The 14,553-nt window shown below is 48.6% G+C and carries 9 protein-coding genes and 1 pseudogene; 7 read left to right on the top strand and 3 right to left on the bottom strand.

Annotated features, from left to right (window positions below):
- Positions 1-106 precede the first annotated feature (106 nt).
- Positions 107-2,167, bottom strand: coding sequence for a transcriptional regulator (locus E5342_RS09505; protein WP_168354473.1), 2,061 nt, complete (start codon positions 2,165-2,167; stop codon positions 107-109).
- A gap of 77 nt (positions 2,168-2,244) precedes the next feature.
- A complete protein-coding gene (carB, locus tag E5342_RS09500) occupies positions 2,245-5,463 on the bottom strand; it encodes a carbamoyl-phosphate synthase (glutamine-hydrolyzing) large subunit (RefSeq protein ID WP_121735134.1) in 3,219 nt (1,072 codons plus the stop codon).
- 322 nt (positions 5,464-5,785) lie between these two features.
- On the opposite strand from carB, the pseudogene E5342_RS09495 reads away from it, so the two are divergent.
- Positions 5,786-6,043: pseudogene (locus E5342_RS09495) on the top strand (AAA family ATPase); the annotation flags it as partial.
- A 218-nt stretch (positions 6,044-6,261) separates the two neighbouring features.
- Here the strand turns inward: E5342_RS09495 and E5342_RS09490 are convergent.
- Complete coding sequence (locus tag E5342_RS09490; RefSeq protein ID WP_183128533.1) at positions 6,262-6,696, bottom strand: DUF6078 family protein; 435 nt, start codon at positions 6,694-6,696, stop codon at positions 6,262-6,264.
- Between the two features lie 823 nt (positions 6,697-7,519).
- Here E5342_RS09490 and E5342_RS09485 point away from each other — a divergent pair.
- From E5342_RS09485 to E5342_RS20330, 6 genes are all read left to right on the top strand, one after another.
- Positions 7,520-7,927: a hypothetical protein gene (locus E5342_RS09485; RefSeq protein WP_121735135.1), complete on the top strand. Its 408-nt coding sequence runs from the start codon at positions 7,520-7,522 to the stop codon at positions 7,925-7,927.
- Between the two features lie 95 nt (positions 7,928-8,022).
- On the top strand, positions 8,023-9,126 hold the full coding sequence (locus E5342_RS09480; protein WP_121735136.1) for a DUF4249 domain-containing protein: 1,104 nt from the start codon (positions 8,023-8,025) through the stop codon (positions 9,124-9,126).
- 311 nt (positions 9,127-9,437) lie between these two features.
- Positions 9,438-9,875, top strand: a complete 438-nt coding sequence (locus tag E5342_RS09475) for a hypothetical protein (RefSeq protein WP_121735137.1) — start codon at positions 9,438-9,440, stop codon at positions 9,873-9,875.
- An 83-nt stretch (positions 9,876-9,958) separates the two neighbouring features.
- On the top strand, positions 9,959-11,056 hold the full coding sequence (locus tag E5342_RS09470) for a DUF4249 domain-containing protein (protein ID WP_121735138.1): 1,098 nt from the start codon (positions 9,959-9,961) through the stop codon (positions 11,054-11,056).
- Positions 11,057-11,091: 35 nt separating this feature from the next.
- Positions 11,092-11,811: a hypothetical protein gene (locus E5342_RS19665; RefSeq protein WP_246867085.1), complete on the top strand. Its 720-nt coding sequence runs from the start codon at positions 11,092-11,094 to the stop codon at positions 11,809-11,811.
- Positions 11,811-14,549, top strand: coding sequence for a TonB-dependent receptor (locus E5342_RS20330; RefSeq protein WP_121735139.1), 2,739 nt, complete (start codon positions 11,811-11,813; stop codon positions 14,547-14,549). The genes E5342_RS19665 and E5342_RS20330 overlap by 1 nt, the downstream gene beginning before the upstream one ends.
- The last annotated feature ends 4 nt before the right edge of the window (positions 14,550-14,553 follow it).

The raw sequence follows: 14,553 nt of genomic DNA, 5'->3' as shown, positions 1-14,553 counted from the left end.
TTTAATTGGATGAAACTACTACAAAGCTTTCTCAAGCTCTTTTTTAGTATATATAATATATTGTTATATAGTATGTTATATATTAAGCGTATTTTAGAAAATATTTTTAGTAGTTCATTAGGAAATCAACAAGATTCGTATCCCCATCAAGGGCTAATCGCTTTCTTAAGCGGTATCTTCTCAGTTCGATAGCCCGTACGGATACATTCATTAACGATGCGATTTCCTTCGTGGAAAGGTTCATGCGGAGTAAGCAACAAATACGTAAATCTCCTGCCGTTATATCTGTGTATTGCTGGCGTAAACGATCCATGAAATTTTGGTGGGCGCTATTGAAATAGGTTTCGAACTGCACCCAATCCGCTTGATCGTTCAAAGTCGACTCCATTAAAGAACGTAAACGGATGTATAATTTGTTGGGATATCGGTCACCCAATGTCTCTTTCTGCTTATCGAGTTCTTCCAGCAGAGCTTGGATTGCCTCGTTTCTTTTTACCAGGGCCGTTGTTTGGAGGGTAAGCTCATTGTTTTTGTTTTGCAATTCCGTTTCCAGCATCTCGCTTTTCATTTGTTGAAGCCTTTGCTGTTCGGCTTGTCGTTCAGCCTCCAGCATTTCTTGTTCTTTTTTCCGTAAATTCCTTAAATGATACCGAAGCCCTTCTTGAATGGCGAACCATATCAAAGCGACGTAGATCAAATAGGCCCATACGGTATTATACCAAGGAGGGCGAACCGTAATTTGCATCGTGATCTCGGGAAACGGCCCACGGGTTACATATTTACGTATCCTTAGCTCATAAGTTCCTTCCGGAAGTTGTAAGAAGGTAATTTTGCCGTCCTTCTGCCATGAAGACCAATCGGCAGATACCCCTTCCAGCTTATAGCTGATTTGATGATTGGGGGTGAATACTGTTGTTCCGATGTATAGCGAGAGTTCTTGGAAGTTATGGGGCAGGTCAATTCTTTGTGTGTCCGGATATAAATAATGTGTACCTTTTTGATCTTGATATTCGATGCGCATAAACTGTGGCATCGTTAATCCTCCTAGGCTTCCCTCTATTAATTGGCGAGTGTTGATTAATAGGGTTCCTTGCATAGCAGATACCAAATCAAGGGAATCATTCAAGGGGATGATCCGTTTGCCGTTAGTCACTAGATTCAGATCGTAATTATCGAATAGGATCCGGCATTTTAAAGTTCCTGTACCGTTTTTCCTATGGAAGAGTCCTGCCTCGTTGCTGGTCGTGAGCCAATACAAATCGTCTGTTACCGGGTAAAAACTTTCCGCATTGGCGAATACGCCCAATACATCTTTATCCTTGAATAAAGTGCTTATTGATAAATGGTTGTCGGTCGTATCCGGATAGATATATGAACGTCCGATCTCATCGGATATCGGGGTAAACTTATCACCAAACATCAGACTCCGACTGAAGTAACCGATATTTGTCCGGATATAGAGGCGATTATTTTCTTTTACAGCGTCTTCCAACTTTCCGATCTGGCTTCTTTTACCTAACATGGCGATGGGAGGATTGATATCTATTTGGGAGATACCATTATCCAAGGCGACCCAAATTAAATTATTATCCTGTATGCAGATGGAGCGTACGATATTATCTTGTAACTGATTGTTGATGTTGAGATGTTGAAAGATTTCCCCTTCGTCACTGGTGATATAAATACCGGACATCGATGTTCCCGTGAAATTGAGACCTCCGGCACTAGCGAAGGAAGTTGGGTACTTTTCCTCGATTTCTTTCGGGATCGTGTAATTCGTCTCGGGATCATCGAGACTTATGTGTGACGGGAGCGTATCGATCGGATGATATTCCAGATTCCCGAGTTCGTCGTAAAGCCAATAGCCTAATGATGATTTGCCTTGAGTATAGATAGAATCGTTCTGGAAAGATACTTTATAAATAGGGTTTTTATCCGGTAAAGGATACGTTTTCCATGTATTCCCGTCGAATGTGACCAGACCGGAATTATTAGCGACATATAAGATGCCATGGTAGGAAACCGCTAAATCCCAATTTTGGCAACTAGCCTTATAATCATCTACGGAATAATTTTGTACGAGGATAGAGGGAGCGACCACAGACGCACGCAAGGCGAAGATCGCCACTATGGATAATAATATGATAAAAGGTAGTCGTCTGTACATGGTCTTTAAACTATAGAGACAAGGCATGAAGCCTTGTCTCTTTATATTACACATATGCAAATATAATCAAATTTTGATTATTTGTACTCCTGCCAGCTCTTAATCTGTATGTCTTCTACGTTCATATTGCAGAAAGCGTCGATAAAGGCACTGGCCAAACGGGCGTTCGTGATCAATGGGATGTTATGATCGATCGCCGCACGGCGGATCTTATAGCCATTGGTCAACTCACGTTTGCTATGATCTTTCGGGATATTTACTACCAATTCGAAAGCGTGATTGCTGAACATGTCCATGATGTTCAAATCACCTTCCTCATCCGGCCAACAAACGGCGGTTGCCTTGATGCCATTATCGTTTAGGAACTTGGCGGTTCCGTGCGTACCATAGATCGTGTAACCCTTGGCATCTAGCATCCGGCAAGGCTCCAATAAATCAACCTTACTCTTGGCGGCACCGGAAGATACTAAGACGTTCTTCTTAGGAATACTGTTACCTACGGCAATCATGGCGGAAAGCAAAGCCTCGTTGAAATCGTCGCCGATACAACCTACCTCGCCGGTGGAGCTCATGTCCACGCCTAATACAGGGTCTGCCTTATGTAGACGGGCAAATGAGAACTGGGAAGCCTTGATGCCGATCCAGTCGATATCGAATGCGCTCTTATCCGGTTTCGTGTACGGAGCGTCCAACATGATGCGGGTAGCCGTCTCGATAAAGTTACGTTTCAATACTTTAGATACAAATGGGAAACTACGTGAGGCACGTAAGTTACATTCGATTACTTTCACGAAGTTATTCTTCGCCAAGAACTGGATATTGAACGGACCGCTGATATTTAACTCCTTTGCGATCATCTTGCTTACTTTCTTGATACGGCGGGCTGTCTCGAAGTAAATCTTCTGAGCCGGGAACACCAAGGTAGCGTCACCGGAGTGAACACCGGCGAACTCAATATGCTCGGAGATCGCGTACTCAACCACCTCGCCATTCATAGCGACAGCGTCGAACTCGATCTCTTTCGTTCCTTGCATGAACTCGGATACGACCACCGGATATTCCTTGGAAACCTTGGCGGCCAAATCCAAGAACTCGATCATCTGCTCTTTCGTATGGCAAACGTTCATCGCGGCACCGGACAATACGTAAGACGGACGGATTAAGATCGGGAAACCTACTTTCTCGATAAACGCGTCGATCTCTTCCATGCTGGTAAGCTCTGCCCAACGAGGTTGGTCGATACCTAGCGAATCCAACATCGCAGAGAATTTATGACGGTTCTCTGCACGGTCGATCGATAGCGGGGAAGTACCCAATACCGGAACATTCTGGCGGTACAGTTTCATCGCCAAGTTGTTCGGGATCTGTCCACCTACGGAGACGATCACGCCCTTCGGCAATTCCAGATCGATCACGTCTAGCACGCGCTCGAATGAAAGCTCGTCGAAGTACAGACGGTCGCACATATCGTAATCGGTAGATACGGTCTCCGGGTTATAGTTGATCATGATCGATTTATAACCTAGCTTACGAGCGGTCTGGGCGGCATTCACCGAACACCAGTCGAACTCAACGGACGATCCGATGCGGTAAGCTCCGGAGCCCAAGATAATCACGCTCTTCTCATTCGGGTAGTAGGTGATATCGTGCGGCGTGCCGTCGTAGGTCATATATAGGTAGTTGGTCAATTCCGGATGTTCGGAAGCGACCGTGTTGATACGTTTCACGGTAGGGAGAATGCCCATTTTCTTACGCAAGTTGCGTACGCGGATATTCTCTTTCTCCATATTGCCTTCCGGGTTCTCTACGTAACGAGCGATCTGGAAGTCGGAGAAACCAAGACGTTTCGCCTCTTTCAATACATCTTCCGGAAGATCTTCGATCTTGTTGTAGCCTTTCAATACGTTGGCGTAATCCACGATGTTCTTCAAGCCTTCCAAGAACCAGCGTGTGATCTTTGACAACTCATGGATCTTGTCTACACTATATCCTTGTTCCAAGGCTTGCGCCACGGCGAAGATACGCAAGTCGGTAGGGTTCGCCAACTCCTCGTCCAAGTTATCGAAATGGATATCGTTGTTTCCTACGAAACCATGCATGCCTTGTCCGATCATACGAAGACCCTTCTGCATGATCTCCTCGAAGCTCTTACCGATCGACATGATCTCGCCAACGGATTTCATGCTGGAACCGATCTGGCGGCTAACGCCTACGAACTTCGTCAAGTCCCAACGAGGGATCTTCACGATCATATAATCTACCTCCGGTGCTTTGTATGCGGAATTCGGAGTACCCATCTCGCCGATCTCGTCCAATCCATAGCCCAACGCCAACTTCGCGGCGACGAAAGCCAATGGATAACCGCTGGCCTTGGATGCCAAGGCAGAGGAACGGCTCAAACGGGCGTTCACCTCGATCACACGGTAATCGCAAGTCTCGGAGTTGAAAGCGTATTGGATATTACATTCACCCACGATACCTAAGTGACGGATCGTCTTGGTGGAAAGATCCTTCAGCAGGTCTAATTCTTTCTCGGTCAAGGAGCAAGTCGGAGCTACTACGATACTCTCGCCGGTATGTACGCCTAGCGGGTCAACGTTCTCCATGCTCACTACCGTGAAACAATGGTCGTTCTTGTCGCGGATCACCTCGAACTCGATCTCTTTCCAACCCTTCAACGATTCCTCGACCAAGATCTGGGAGGAGTAAGCGAAAGCACTTTCCGCCAACGTACGAAGCTCGGCTTCGTCCTTACAGATACCGCTACCCATACCACCTAGCGCATAAGCGGAACGGATCATTACAGGGAAACCAATTCTATGAGCGGCAGCCACGGCATCATCCATGCTCTCGACGGCTTGGCTGATCGGGGTCTTCACTTCTATCTCGTTCAGTTTCTTAACAAATAGGTCACGGTCCTCGGTGTACATGATCGCCTCAACCGATGTACCCAACACTTTCACGCCGTATTTGGCCAACGTGCCGCTGGTGTAAAGTTGAGTACCGCAGTTCAAAGCGGTCTGCCCGCCAAACGCCAATAGGATTCCGTCCGGTTGTTCTTTTTTGATAACTTCCTCCACGAAGTAAGGAGTGATAGGCAAGAAATATACCTTATCGGCTACTCCCTCGGATGTTTGGATAGTCGCGATATTCGGATTTAGCAATACGGTACTGATCCCTTCTTCTTTCAGAGCCTTTAACGCTTGCGAACCAGAGTAGTCAAACTCCCCGGCTTGTCCGATCTTCAGGGCACCCGAGCCCAGAACAATCACCTTTTTGATATCACTTTTCGACATAGTAATTTGGGTTGTTTTATTTGTTATAATGATTTTATAGAATGTTACACCTTAAATATATTATATCACCGGACCGATGGACACAAAAAAAATGCGTTAGTAAAAGTAACCAACGCATCTTATATAACCAAATGATAATCCCGTAAAATAGAGAAAAGAGCCTCAACCTCCGACATATAACCGGAATAGAACTTCGGATTATCCGTATGTATCTTATTTGTCATCTGCTCTCTCTTCAAAATTTCGGCAAAGATAGGGGTTTTGTTTGAAAGAACAAGTTATTTTCATTAGATTTGTGGTATTAGTCAGAAAAAGAAAGCTTATGGCACGAATAACGATTCCTTATGCGGTAGCGGATTTTATAGATTTACGGGAACGTAATTTCTATTATGTGGATAAAACCGACTTTATCCCGGGCTTGGAAGAGTATAACGCTCCTGTTTTCCTGCGCCCCCGTCGTTTTGAGGAATTGTTCGGCGGGACTTGGATCGGGGAGCACCCGACGAAGGAACATAATCGTTATATGATCGTGCGCTATGATTTTTCAGCCATGGTTATGGCCGATGACATGGAGGGGATGGAAATGCTGGGAGGTGACTTCGTGATATCATTCCAATTGCTTTATTAATAGTACTTTGTGGTGCCAATGATGTGCCATGCTATTGGCACAGTTGTGCCACCATGCTGGCATGCCCGTGCCACCTCGATGGCAAAGGCGTGCCACTGCGATGGCACACGCATGCCACGGTGATGGCACATTCGTAACATGGGTAGTGACACAAGCCTCTCTTCCTTGGTTTACCAGTCGTACTCCTCGAAATAAGCGTCGAAGTCTTTTGGTTCCTTCACCCCACAGCGTTTAAGCGCATTCAATACGATCTGTTGCTCGGAGGGTGAGAGCGGCCTTTCTCCCTTGCGGACACGGTAGTAAGTGCGCCGGCTGAAGTGCCTCATGAGTCCCGGGATAACGGAGAGCATCTGTTTGTGCGGCAAGCTCTCCAATAAGCTTACGAATCCCGCTGCATAGCGTACTTTCTTGTTCGGACGGTAATAAGGGCAAGTTCCCTTCAATGAGGCGAGGTGTCTCGGGCTGATGATCTGCCAATAGGCCGTCTCGTCGGTCATACTTTGCTCTGCCAGTTGCCTGAGGCAAGTAGTGGCTTTGGGGCATTGCCGGTCTAGGCATAGGGTATATTGGGGCGGTATTGTAGCGTTGTCAAGTTTTTCTTCCATATTTTTATGTATAAATAGTTTGTTATCGTGGTATTTCCGGATTAAATGGTTGTTCTCCCGCGAATGTAAATATAAAATGGAGACAGATACGGTATTTATGGCTTAATTGTCTGGTTGGGCCTCGATATTTGTTGGGTAAGTGCCGTGATGCGTTTGGTTTCCTGCCAAGCATGAGGGTAATGGTGTTTGCTGGTTATAAACCGGTACGTTTGTCCCGGATCTGGAATATCGTTTGGCTTTCTCGATAGATGGAGTACGGTATGAGTCTTCTTTTTTGAAACCTGTGCGGATCGTAAAGACAGACAGCATACTTATCAAAAAGCAGGGTGGGAAAAGCCTGTGACGATTCATGTGTCGAGACATGGGAGGTGACGGCTACGCTGGTGTCGCTTCGTCTGCCGGAATATTTCGGTAAAAGGAAAATATTTATGCGATAATCGCTTGTAGTCTCGACAATAATTCTTACATTGTGAACGAATAGAAAGAAGTGACCTTAAATCGATAGTTTTATGAAGAGCGCAAATGTACAACCTTTCTTAATCCCCCGAAGGCTCAAGTTTAACCTTTTTGTGCAGGGGAAGAATAAATGGCCTTTATGGGGGGGCATTGCCATAGGTGATGTCGTTTTCTCTACGTGATCCCCATGTAATGCCCTAAAAATCGTGAGTCATTTTGTGTGAATGATATTTCCTCTATAATATAGATTGATATGTAAATGAAGTGGAAATTCATTTGTGCGGGATGCGCTATTCATTGGAAGTAAAGTACCGATGTAATGGCTGTTTGATTTTTTTTAGTAGTAATAATTTAAATTGTATTTATCATGAAGCTCTTTTTTATTGTTTGTTCTTTCTTTTTTGCAATAAATATGATGGCACAGGAGCCAATGCAAGAAGTTGTAGGTCTTGAGACTAAGAGTGTTTCACAAATACCAGGTGTGATTCTCAAATTTTTTAATGAGGTTCAATCAAGTGGTCACATAGAGTTTGTCGCTCGTGTGTTAGATGAAAATAATCAAAGTATGGAGCCGCAGGGAGCTTATACCTATTCATGGAGTATCACAGGATCTCCTGTTAGCACGACGGCATATATTTGGCCTCGTGCGGCAGGACAAGGAAGTATTGCTGATGTTAGTGTCTATTATACTACTTCAGGAAGGGCGGAAGTAGCTTGTGAGGTTTATAAAAATGGTAGTTATAAAGGGACACTCTATGGGTATGTATATTTTTAATTAGGTAGTAAGGAGGAGTACCAAGATTTTACATCAAGTCCTGCTGGGCATAAGTGATTTTGGTACTTCTCCCTTTTTATAAAAGGTTGTATGATATGAGATTGTGTATTATAGGTTTGTTGGCAATATTGTCGTTCATTTCTTGTGTCTCTGAGTTCGCCCCGGAGGTGAGGGGTGTGAGCGGCATACTCGTGGTGGACGGGACGATAACGAACGGGGATCCGGTGTTCCGTTTAAGCCGCAGTGTAGACATCTCCGCGGATCTGTTACGTGACAAGGAGGTCATCACGGAGGCGAAGATGTATGTGGAACGAGACGATGGGGCGCTTTTTCCTGCCACTCATGAGGGTGAGGGCGTTTATCGCGTCCTTGTAGGCGACCTGGAGGCTGGGATGGAATACCGCTTGTGTTTTTCTATAGGCAATAAGGAGTACCAGTCCGAGTTCTTGAGACCTATCCAGACGGCGGAGATCGACAGCCTTTCGTATAAGGAAAGAAAGGGTACGCATGTCGCCGTTTATTTGACAAGCGACGGCAGATCCGGGAATTCCCTTTATTACCGGTGGGGGTATCGTGAGACTTGGGAGGTGACGGCTTCCATATGGGCGAAGCAGTATTACGAGGATGGTGCGTTGGTGGTATCGGACAGGCTCTCGCCTCGCAACCATTACTATTGTTGGGGACGTGATACCTCGAAGTCGTTGTTGCTGGGGACAACGAAAGAGTTGTCCGAGAATCTCATGTTGGACAGGTTGCTGTATGAGATTCCTCGTACGGATGAGAAATTGTCCGTGCTTTATCATGTGGAGGTCTCCCAGATGCAGTTGCGTCAGGAGGCGTATGCGTATTATTTACGTATGCAGGAAGAGATTGAGCGTACGGGGGGATTGTTCTGCAAGGTGATGACCGCTTCCGATGATCATGGAAACATTCGTTGTGCGTCGGATCCCCAGGAGCCGGTCATTGGCTACGTGGAGGTGGCGACCGTTACGACCAAGGGCTTGTATATAGCGGATGGGAGTCTATATGAGAGCGCAGAGAAAGCATGCTGGGTTTTTGAGTCTGTATCTCAAGATTATCAATTGCCGTGGGTGGATTATGATAAAAGAACGTATTCCTCATGGCGTTGCGTGGATTGCCGCGAGCATTACAACGCCACGAAGAACAAGCCCTCGTGGTGGCCGACGGATCATTTGTGAAGAAAATAAATATTTATGCGATAATCGTTTGTGGTCTCGAAAATAATGCTTACATTGTGAACAAATAAAAGAAGTGACCTTAAATCTGTAGTCTTATGAAGAGCGTGAATGTACAACCTTTCTTAATCTCCCGAAGGTTCAAGTTGAACCTTTTTGTGCTGGGGAAGAATAAGTGGCCCTTATAAGGGGGCACTGTCATAAACCTCCTCTCGTCTTGTGCATGATAATATAAGTGATGGAGCCCCCTTTTCACATGGATTTTAATATCCAAGGAGGAGGTTAGGTCGTTTAATTATAAAACTATTAAAGGAATGAAAAGATTTTTTTTGTGTTTGTTGGCATTTTTTGCTGTACAACTCGGTTATTCACAGGTTTCGTTATCGGCAGATGAGGTGGTTATTGCTACAACAGAGATGACATCTGCAAGTTCTACTGAGTATTTTGTGGTGACTGGGCAAGAGAATTTAGTTTTGAATAATGGATATGCTGGAGGTCGATATACTGTTTATGGTTGGTTAGGCCCAGCAAAAGATCCTAGATTGGAGAAATTGTATACTCTTTCTGTTTCTTCTTATAAATTTGCTTGGAGTATTGAACCGATGGGTACAACTGCTTATATTTATGGAAATGGTCCTTATGCAGATGTGAGCATTTATAGTAATACATCAGGTAATGTGCGGATTCATTGTGAGGTATCCTCTTCTTCTGGCTCTTATTTGGGAGTAGCGACGGGATATATTTATTTCTAATTTGATTAGGAGTGTTGTGCTTTCTCCGTTGTATTTAAGGAGAGAGCACAATTTTGTATTAGAAAGCAAAGTTTTGTAGTGTTATGAAAAGATTGACCGCTTATTGGTTGTTCTTGTCTGTATTTGTAAGCTGCATCTCCGACTTCACCCCGGAGGTAGAGGGCGTGCGAGGCATCCTTGTGGTGGACGGGATGATCACGAATGGCGAGTCGGTCGTCCGGTTGAGCCGTAGTGTGGGTATCTTGGATACCTTGCGGGGAGATGAGGTGATAGCCGATGCCTTGATGAACGTAGAGTGCAGTAATGGCGTGCTTTTTCCTGCGGTTTATGAGGGAAATGGCTCATACCGTATTCATACAGGCGATCTTGATCCCGATCTGGGGTATCGTTTGAACTTCTCCTTGGGAGAGAAAGACTATCAATCCACTTTCCTGAAGCCGATGCGAACCGCGGAGATCGATAGCGTTTCCTGGCAGAAGGCCGGACTGGAGAAGCCGGTCACTATCCATGTCACCACGCATGCCTCCCGCAATGAGTCGCCCTATTATCGCTGGAGCTACCAGGAGGTTTGGGAGGTGAGGTCGGAATTGTTCGCCAACGCCGGCTATATAGACGGTAAGTTTATGATGTTCGAACGGGATACGCCTAAGAATACCTACTATTGCTGGGGCAGAGACTCGTCCAAGATGATCATTTTAGATGAGTCTACCCGGTTGATAGACAATGTGATCCCCCAGAAAAAACTGCTGGAGATCCCTTGCGTGGACGAAAGGCTTGCGGAATTGTATTATATCGAGGTCTCGCAAATGCAATTGAGAGAGGACTCGTATAGGTATTACCGTCTTTTACAAGACGAGATTGAGCGGACGGGCGGCCTGTTCAATGTGGTGATGTCGGCCGGGGATAATGGGAATGTCTATTGCTTGTCCGATCCGAAAGAGGTGACAGTAGGGTATGTGGAAGTCTGCAATGTGACGAAAAAAGCTCTTTACATTCCTTTCAGCCGTGATATTTATGAAGGTTGCGGGATGCCTTGCTGGACCTACTCCGCCAAGGAGTATCCCTCTTTACCTTGGTATTCTTATCCGTCAGTGGTCGCTACCCCTAGTTGCGTGGATTGCCGCGAGCGTTACAACGCCACGAAGAACAAGCCCTCGTGGTGGCCGACGGATCATTTGTGATAGTAGTTAACATAAATCTAAACCATGCGATGCACATGAGAAAGAAGATCATTTATCTGTACTGTCTCCTTAGCGGAGGCATTGCCACGGGGCAGGAGCTTGCCGTGGCGGATCGCTTGCCTGCGGACGGCAAGGAGGGGCGGTATGTGGAGCGGGCCGCGAACCAGTCCTTGCTCTATACGGGGGAGCTGGAGCCTCGCTACCTGAACCGCCTGGAGGGGCATCCTTATCTGGATACGAAGGAGTACCGGACGGGGACGCTGGCGTTCGATGGGGTGGTCTATCCCGCCGTGGCGATGCGGCTGAACGTGCAGTTGGACAGGCTGGTCGTTCTCTCGCTGGACAAGCGGTTGCACGTGTTGATCCCTTCGGAACGGGTCGGTTTCGCTTCGCTGCCGGAGTATGATCTGTTTTATATGGAACCGATGGGGGAAAAGAGTGCTTTCCCGAAAGGGTTTTATGCCCGCTTGCACGACGGAAAATATGCCTTGTGGAAACGCTCCTCGAAGATGCTGGAACGGAAGGTGGAGGGGCTGACGATGACGGATCGTTTCGTGGAGCGGACTTCTTTCTGGGTCTGCAAGGAGGGCGTGTATTATCCGGTGAGCGGCAAGCGGTCGCTACTGAAGCTGTTCAAGGAGCATGGCGCGGAATTGAAACGGTATATAAAGGAGCAAGGGCTCTCGTTCGGCGATGGGCGGGAACGCTCGTTGATCCGTGTGCTGGAATATTGTGAAACCTTAAATCTACGCTGATGGGAAGACGGGTATATATGTGGGCAGTCTTGTCGCTTGCCGTGCTGACGGCTTTTGCCGAGAGACGGGTGACGGTCCGGCTGGACGGGCGTCCGGCTATGGAATTGATCGACGCGATCGAGCGCCAGGCGGGGCTCCGTGTGCTGGGGGATACGGCGACGCTGAATGCGCTGACGGTCACGGTGGACGTGAAGGACGCGGAGGCGGAACAGGTCTTGCGAGACGCGTTCCGTCCGGCCTCGTTGTTCGTGACGAGGTATGCGGACGACTTGATCGTGACGGCGGGGGATGAGCTGGTGGCCTCCTTACCGGAGGGCTATTTCAACGCGGTGGAGATCCGGGAGACGGGGGATACGGTCTCTTACGCCTCCTTGCGCCGCAAGCAGCGGGCCTCTTCCGAGAACAAGGTGTATGAGGTAGGTACCCCAAGCAGGCAACCGGAGGAATGGGTGACATTGGCGGGTACGGTTACGAACTTCAAGACCGGCGAGCCGCTGAGGGGAGTCTCCTTACAGGTGGCGGATCCGGCCATCGGTGTCACGAGTGATGCCGCCGGGCACTACTCGATCCGGCTTCCGGCGGGCAGGCACGATCTGAGCATCCGCTCGGTGGGGCTGAAGGATACCAAGCGACAGGTCATGCTGCATGCCTCGGGTAGGCTGGATATCGAGCTGGAGGAACAGGTGTATGTGCTGGACGAGGTGTCGGTGTCGGCCAACCTGGTGGAAAACGTGCGGAGTACGGCGATGGGCGTGACACGCCTGGACGTGAAGGAGATCAAGAACATCCCTACCGCCTTTGGCGAGCTGGATATATTGAAGGTTGTCCTGGCCCTGCCGGGCGTGAAATCGGTGGGCGAGGTCTCGAACGGCTTTAACGTGCGGGGCGGCGCCACAGATCAGAACCTGATCTTGTTTGATGGCGGGACGGTGTATAACCCGACCCACCTGTTCGGCCTCTTCTCCATCTTCAATGCGGATGTGGTGAAGGACATGGAGCTTTATAAGAGCAGTATCCCCGCGAAGTTCGGCGGCCGCATATCGTCTGTGCTGGACATCAACTCAAAGACGGGGAGCAAGGAGAAATTCAAGGGCTCGGCCAGTATCGGCCTGCTGACGAGCAGCCTGACCCTAGAAGGGCCGCTGCCGGGGAAGAATACCTCGTATATCATCGGGGCGCGTACCACCTATTCCGACTGGCTCCTGGGACTTTTGCCCGAGAAGAGCGGGTATAAGGACGGGAAGGCGGGTTTCTACGACTTGAACGCCTCGATCGATCATCGGTTCGACCCGAACAACAGCTTGGCGCTGACCGGCTATTTCAGCCACGACCGCTTCCGCTTCGACGAGGCGGAGCGATACGCCTACCAGAACGCGAGCGGCTCCTTGCGATGGACGCATGCCTTCCATCCGGACCTGACGGCTACCTTCTCCGCCGGCTACGACCATTATCGCAACCATACGGAGAATACCGACAATCCGGCTACGGCTTACGAGCTGTCGTTCGGCATCGACCAGTTTTACGGGAAGGCCGACTTTAACTGGCAGGCGCACGACCAGCATCTGCTGAATTTCGGGCTTAGCTCGCTTTATTACAACTTGAACCCCGGCGAATACCTGGGCAAAGGTGACCGGTCGCTGGTGCTCGATGACCGGATGCAGCGGGAGAAAGCATTGGAATCGGCGCTCTACGTGGGCGACCGTTGGGATATCACCTCCTCCTTCTCGGTGGAGGCGGGGGTACGCTACAGCTTGTTCAACGTGATGGGGCCGCGCTCCTATGCCCTGTATGAGCCGGATAAGTTGCCCTCGCCCTCGGGCGTGATCGAGACGCACGAGGAGGGAAGCGGGATCTACAAGACCTATCAGGGGCCGGAGTTCCGCGTCTCCGCACGGTATGAGTTCGTGGATGGTTTCTCCGTGAAGGCGGGCTATAACACGATGCGGCAGAACATCCATAAGCTGTCGAACACCACGATCATGTCGCCTACGGATACTTGGAAGCTGAGCGATGCGAACATCGAGCCGCAGACCGGATCGCAAGTGGCCGTGGGCCTTTACAAGAACTTTGCGAAGGCGGGCCTGGAGACTTCCGTGGAGGGCTACTACAAGACGATGGATCATTACTTGGATTATCGCAACGGGGCGAACCTGATCATGAACCACCGCATCGAGCAGGACGTGGTGAACACGACCGGGCGGGCCTACGGCGTGGAGTTGATGATCCGTAAGCCGGAAGGGAAGTTGAATGGCTGGGTGAGCTATACCTACTCGCGTACGCAGTTGCGCCAGGAGGATCCTCGTATCTTGAAGCCCGTGAACCGGGGCGAGTGGTATCCGGCGGATTACGATAAGCCGCACGACTTGAAGTTCGTGGGCAACTATAAGTTCACGCAGCGTTTCAGCGTGTCGATGAATTGCGATTACAGTACGGGGCGTCCGGTTTCCATACCGGTGAGCAAGTACAACTATGCCGGGGGAGAGTTCGTCTATTTCTCCGACAGGAACCAGTACCGGATACCGGATTATTTCCGGATGGACTTGTCGATCAACATTGAGCCGAGCCACCACCTGACGCTGCTTACCCATAGCACCGTGTCGCTGGGTGTCTACAACGTGACGGGAAGGGATAACGCCTATTCCGTGTATTATGTGGCCGAGGACGGGCGGCTGAAGGGTTATAAGCTTGCGATCTTCGGCGCACCGATCCCTTATATCTCCTATAATATTAAATTCTAAAAAG

The organism is Parabacteroides distasonis, assembly GCF_004793765.1.
Classification (GTDB): domain Bacteria; phylum Bacteroidota; class Bacteroidia; order Bacteroidales; family Tannerellaceae; genus Parabacteroides; species Parabacteroides distasonis_A.
Note: the sequence above shows the minus strand (reverse complement) of the source record. Positions and strands in the feature narration are given on the sequence as shown.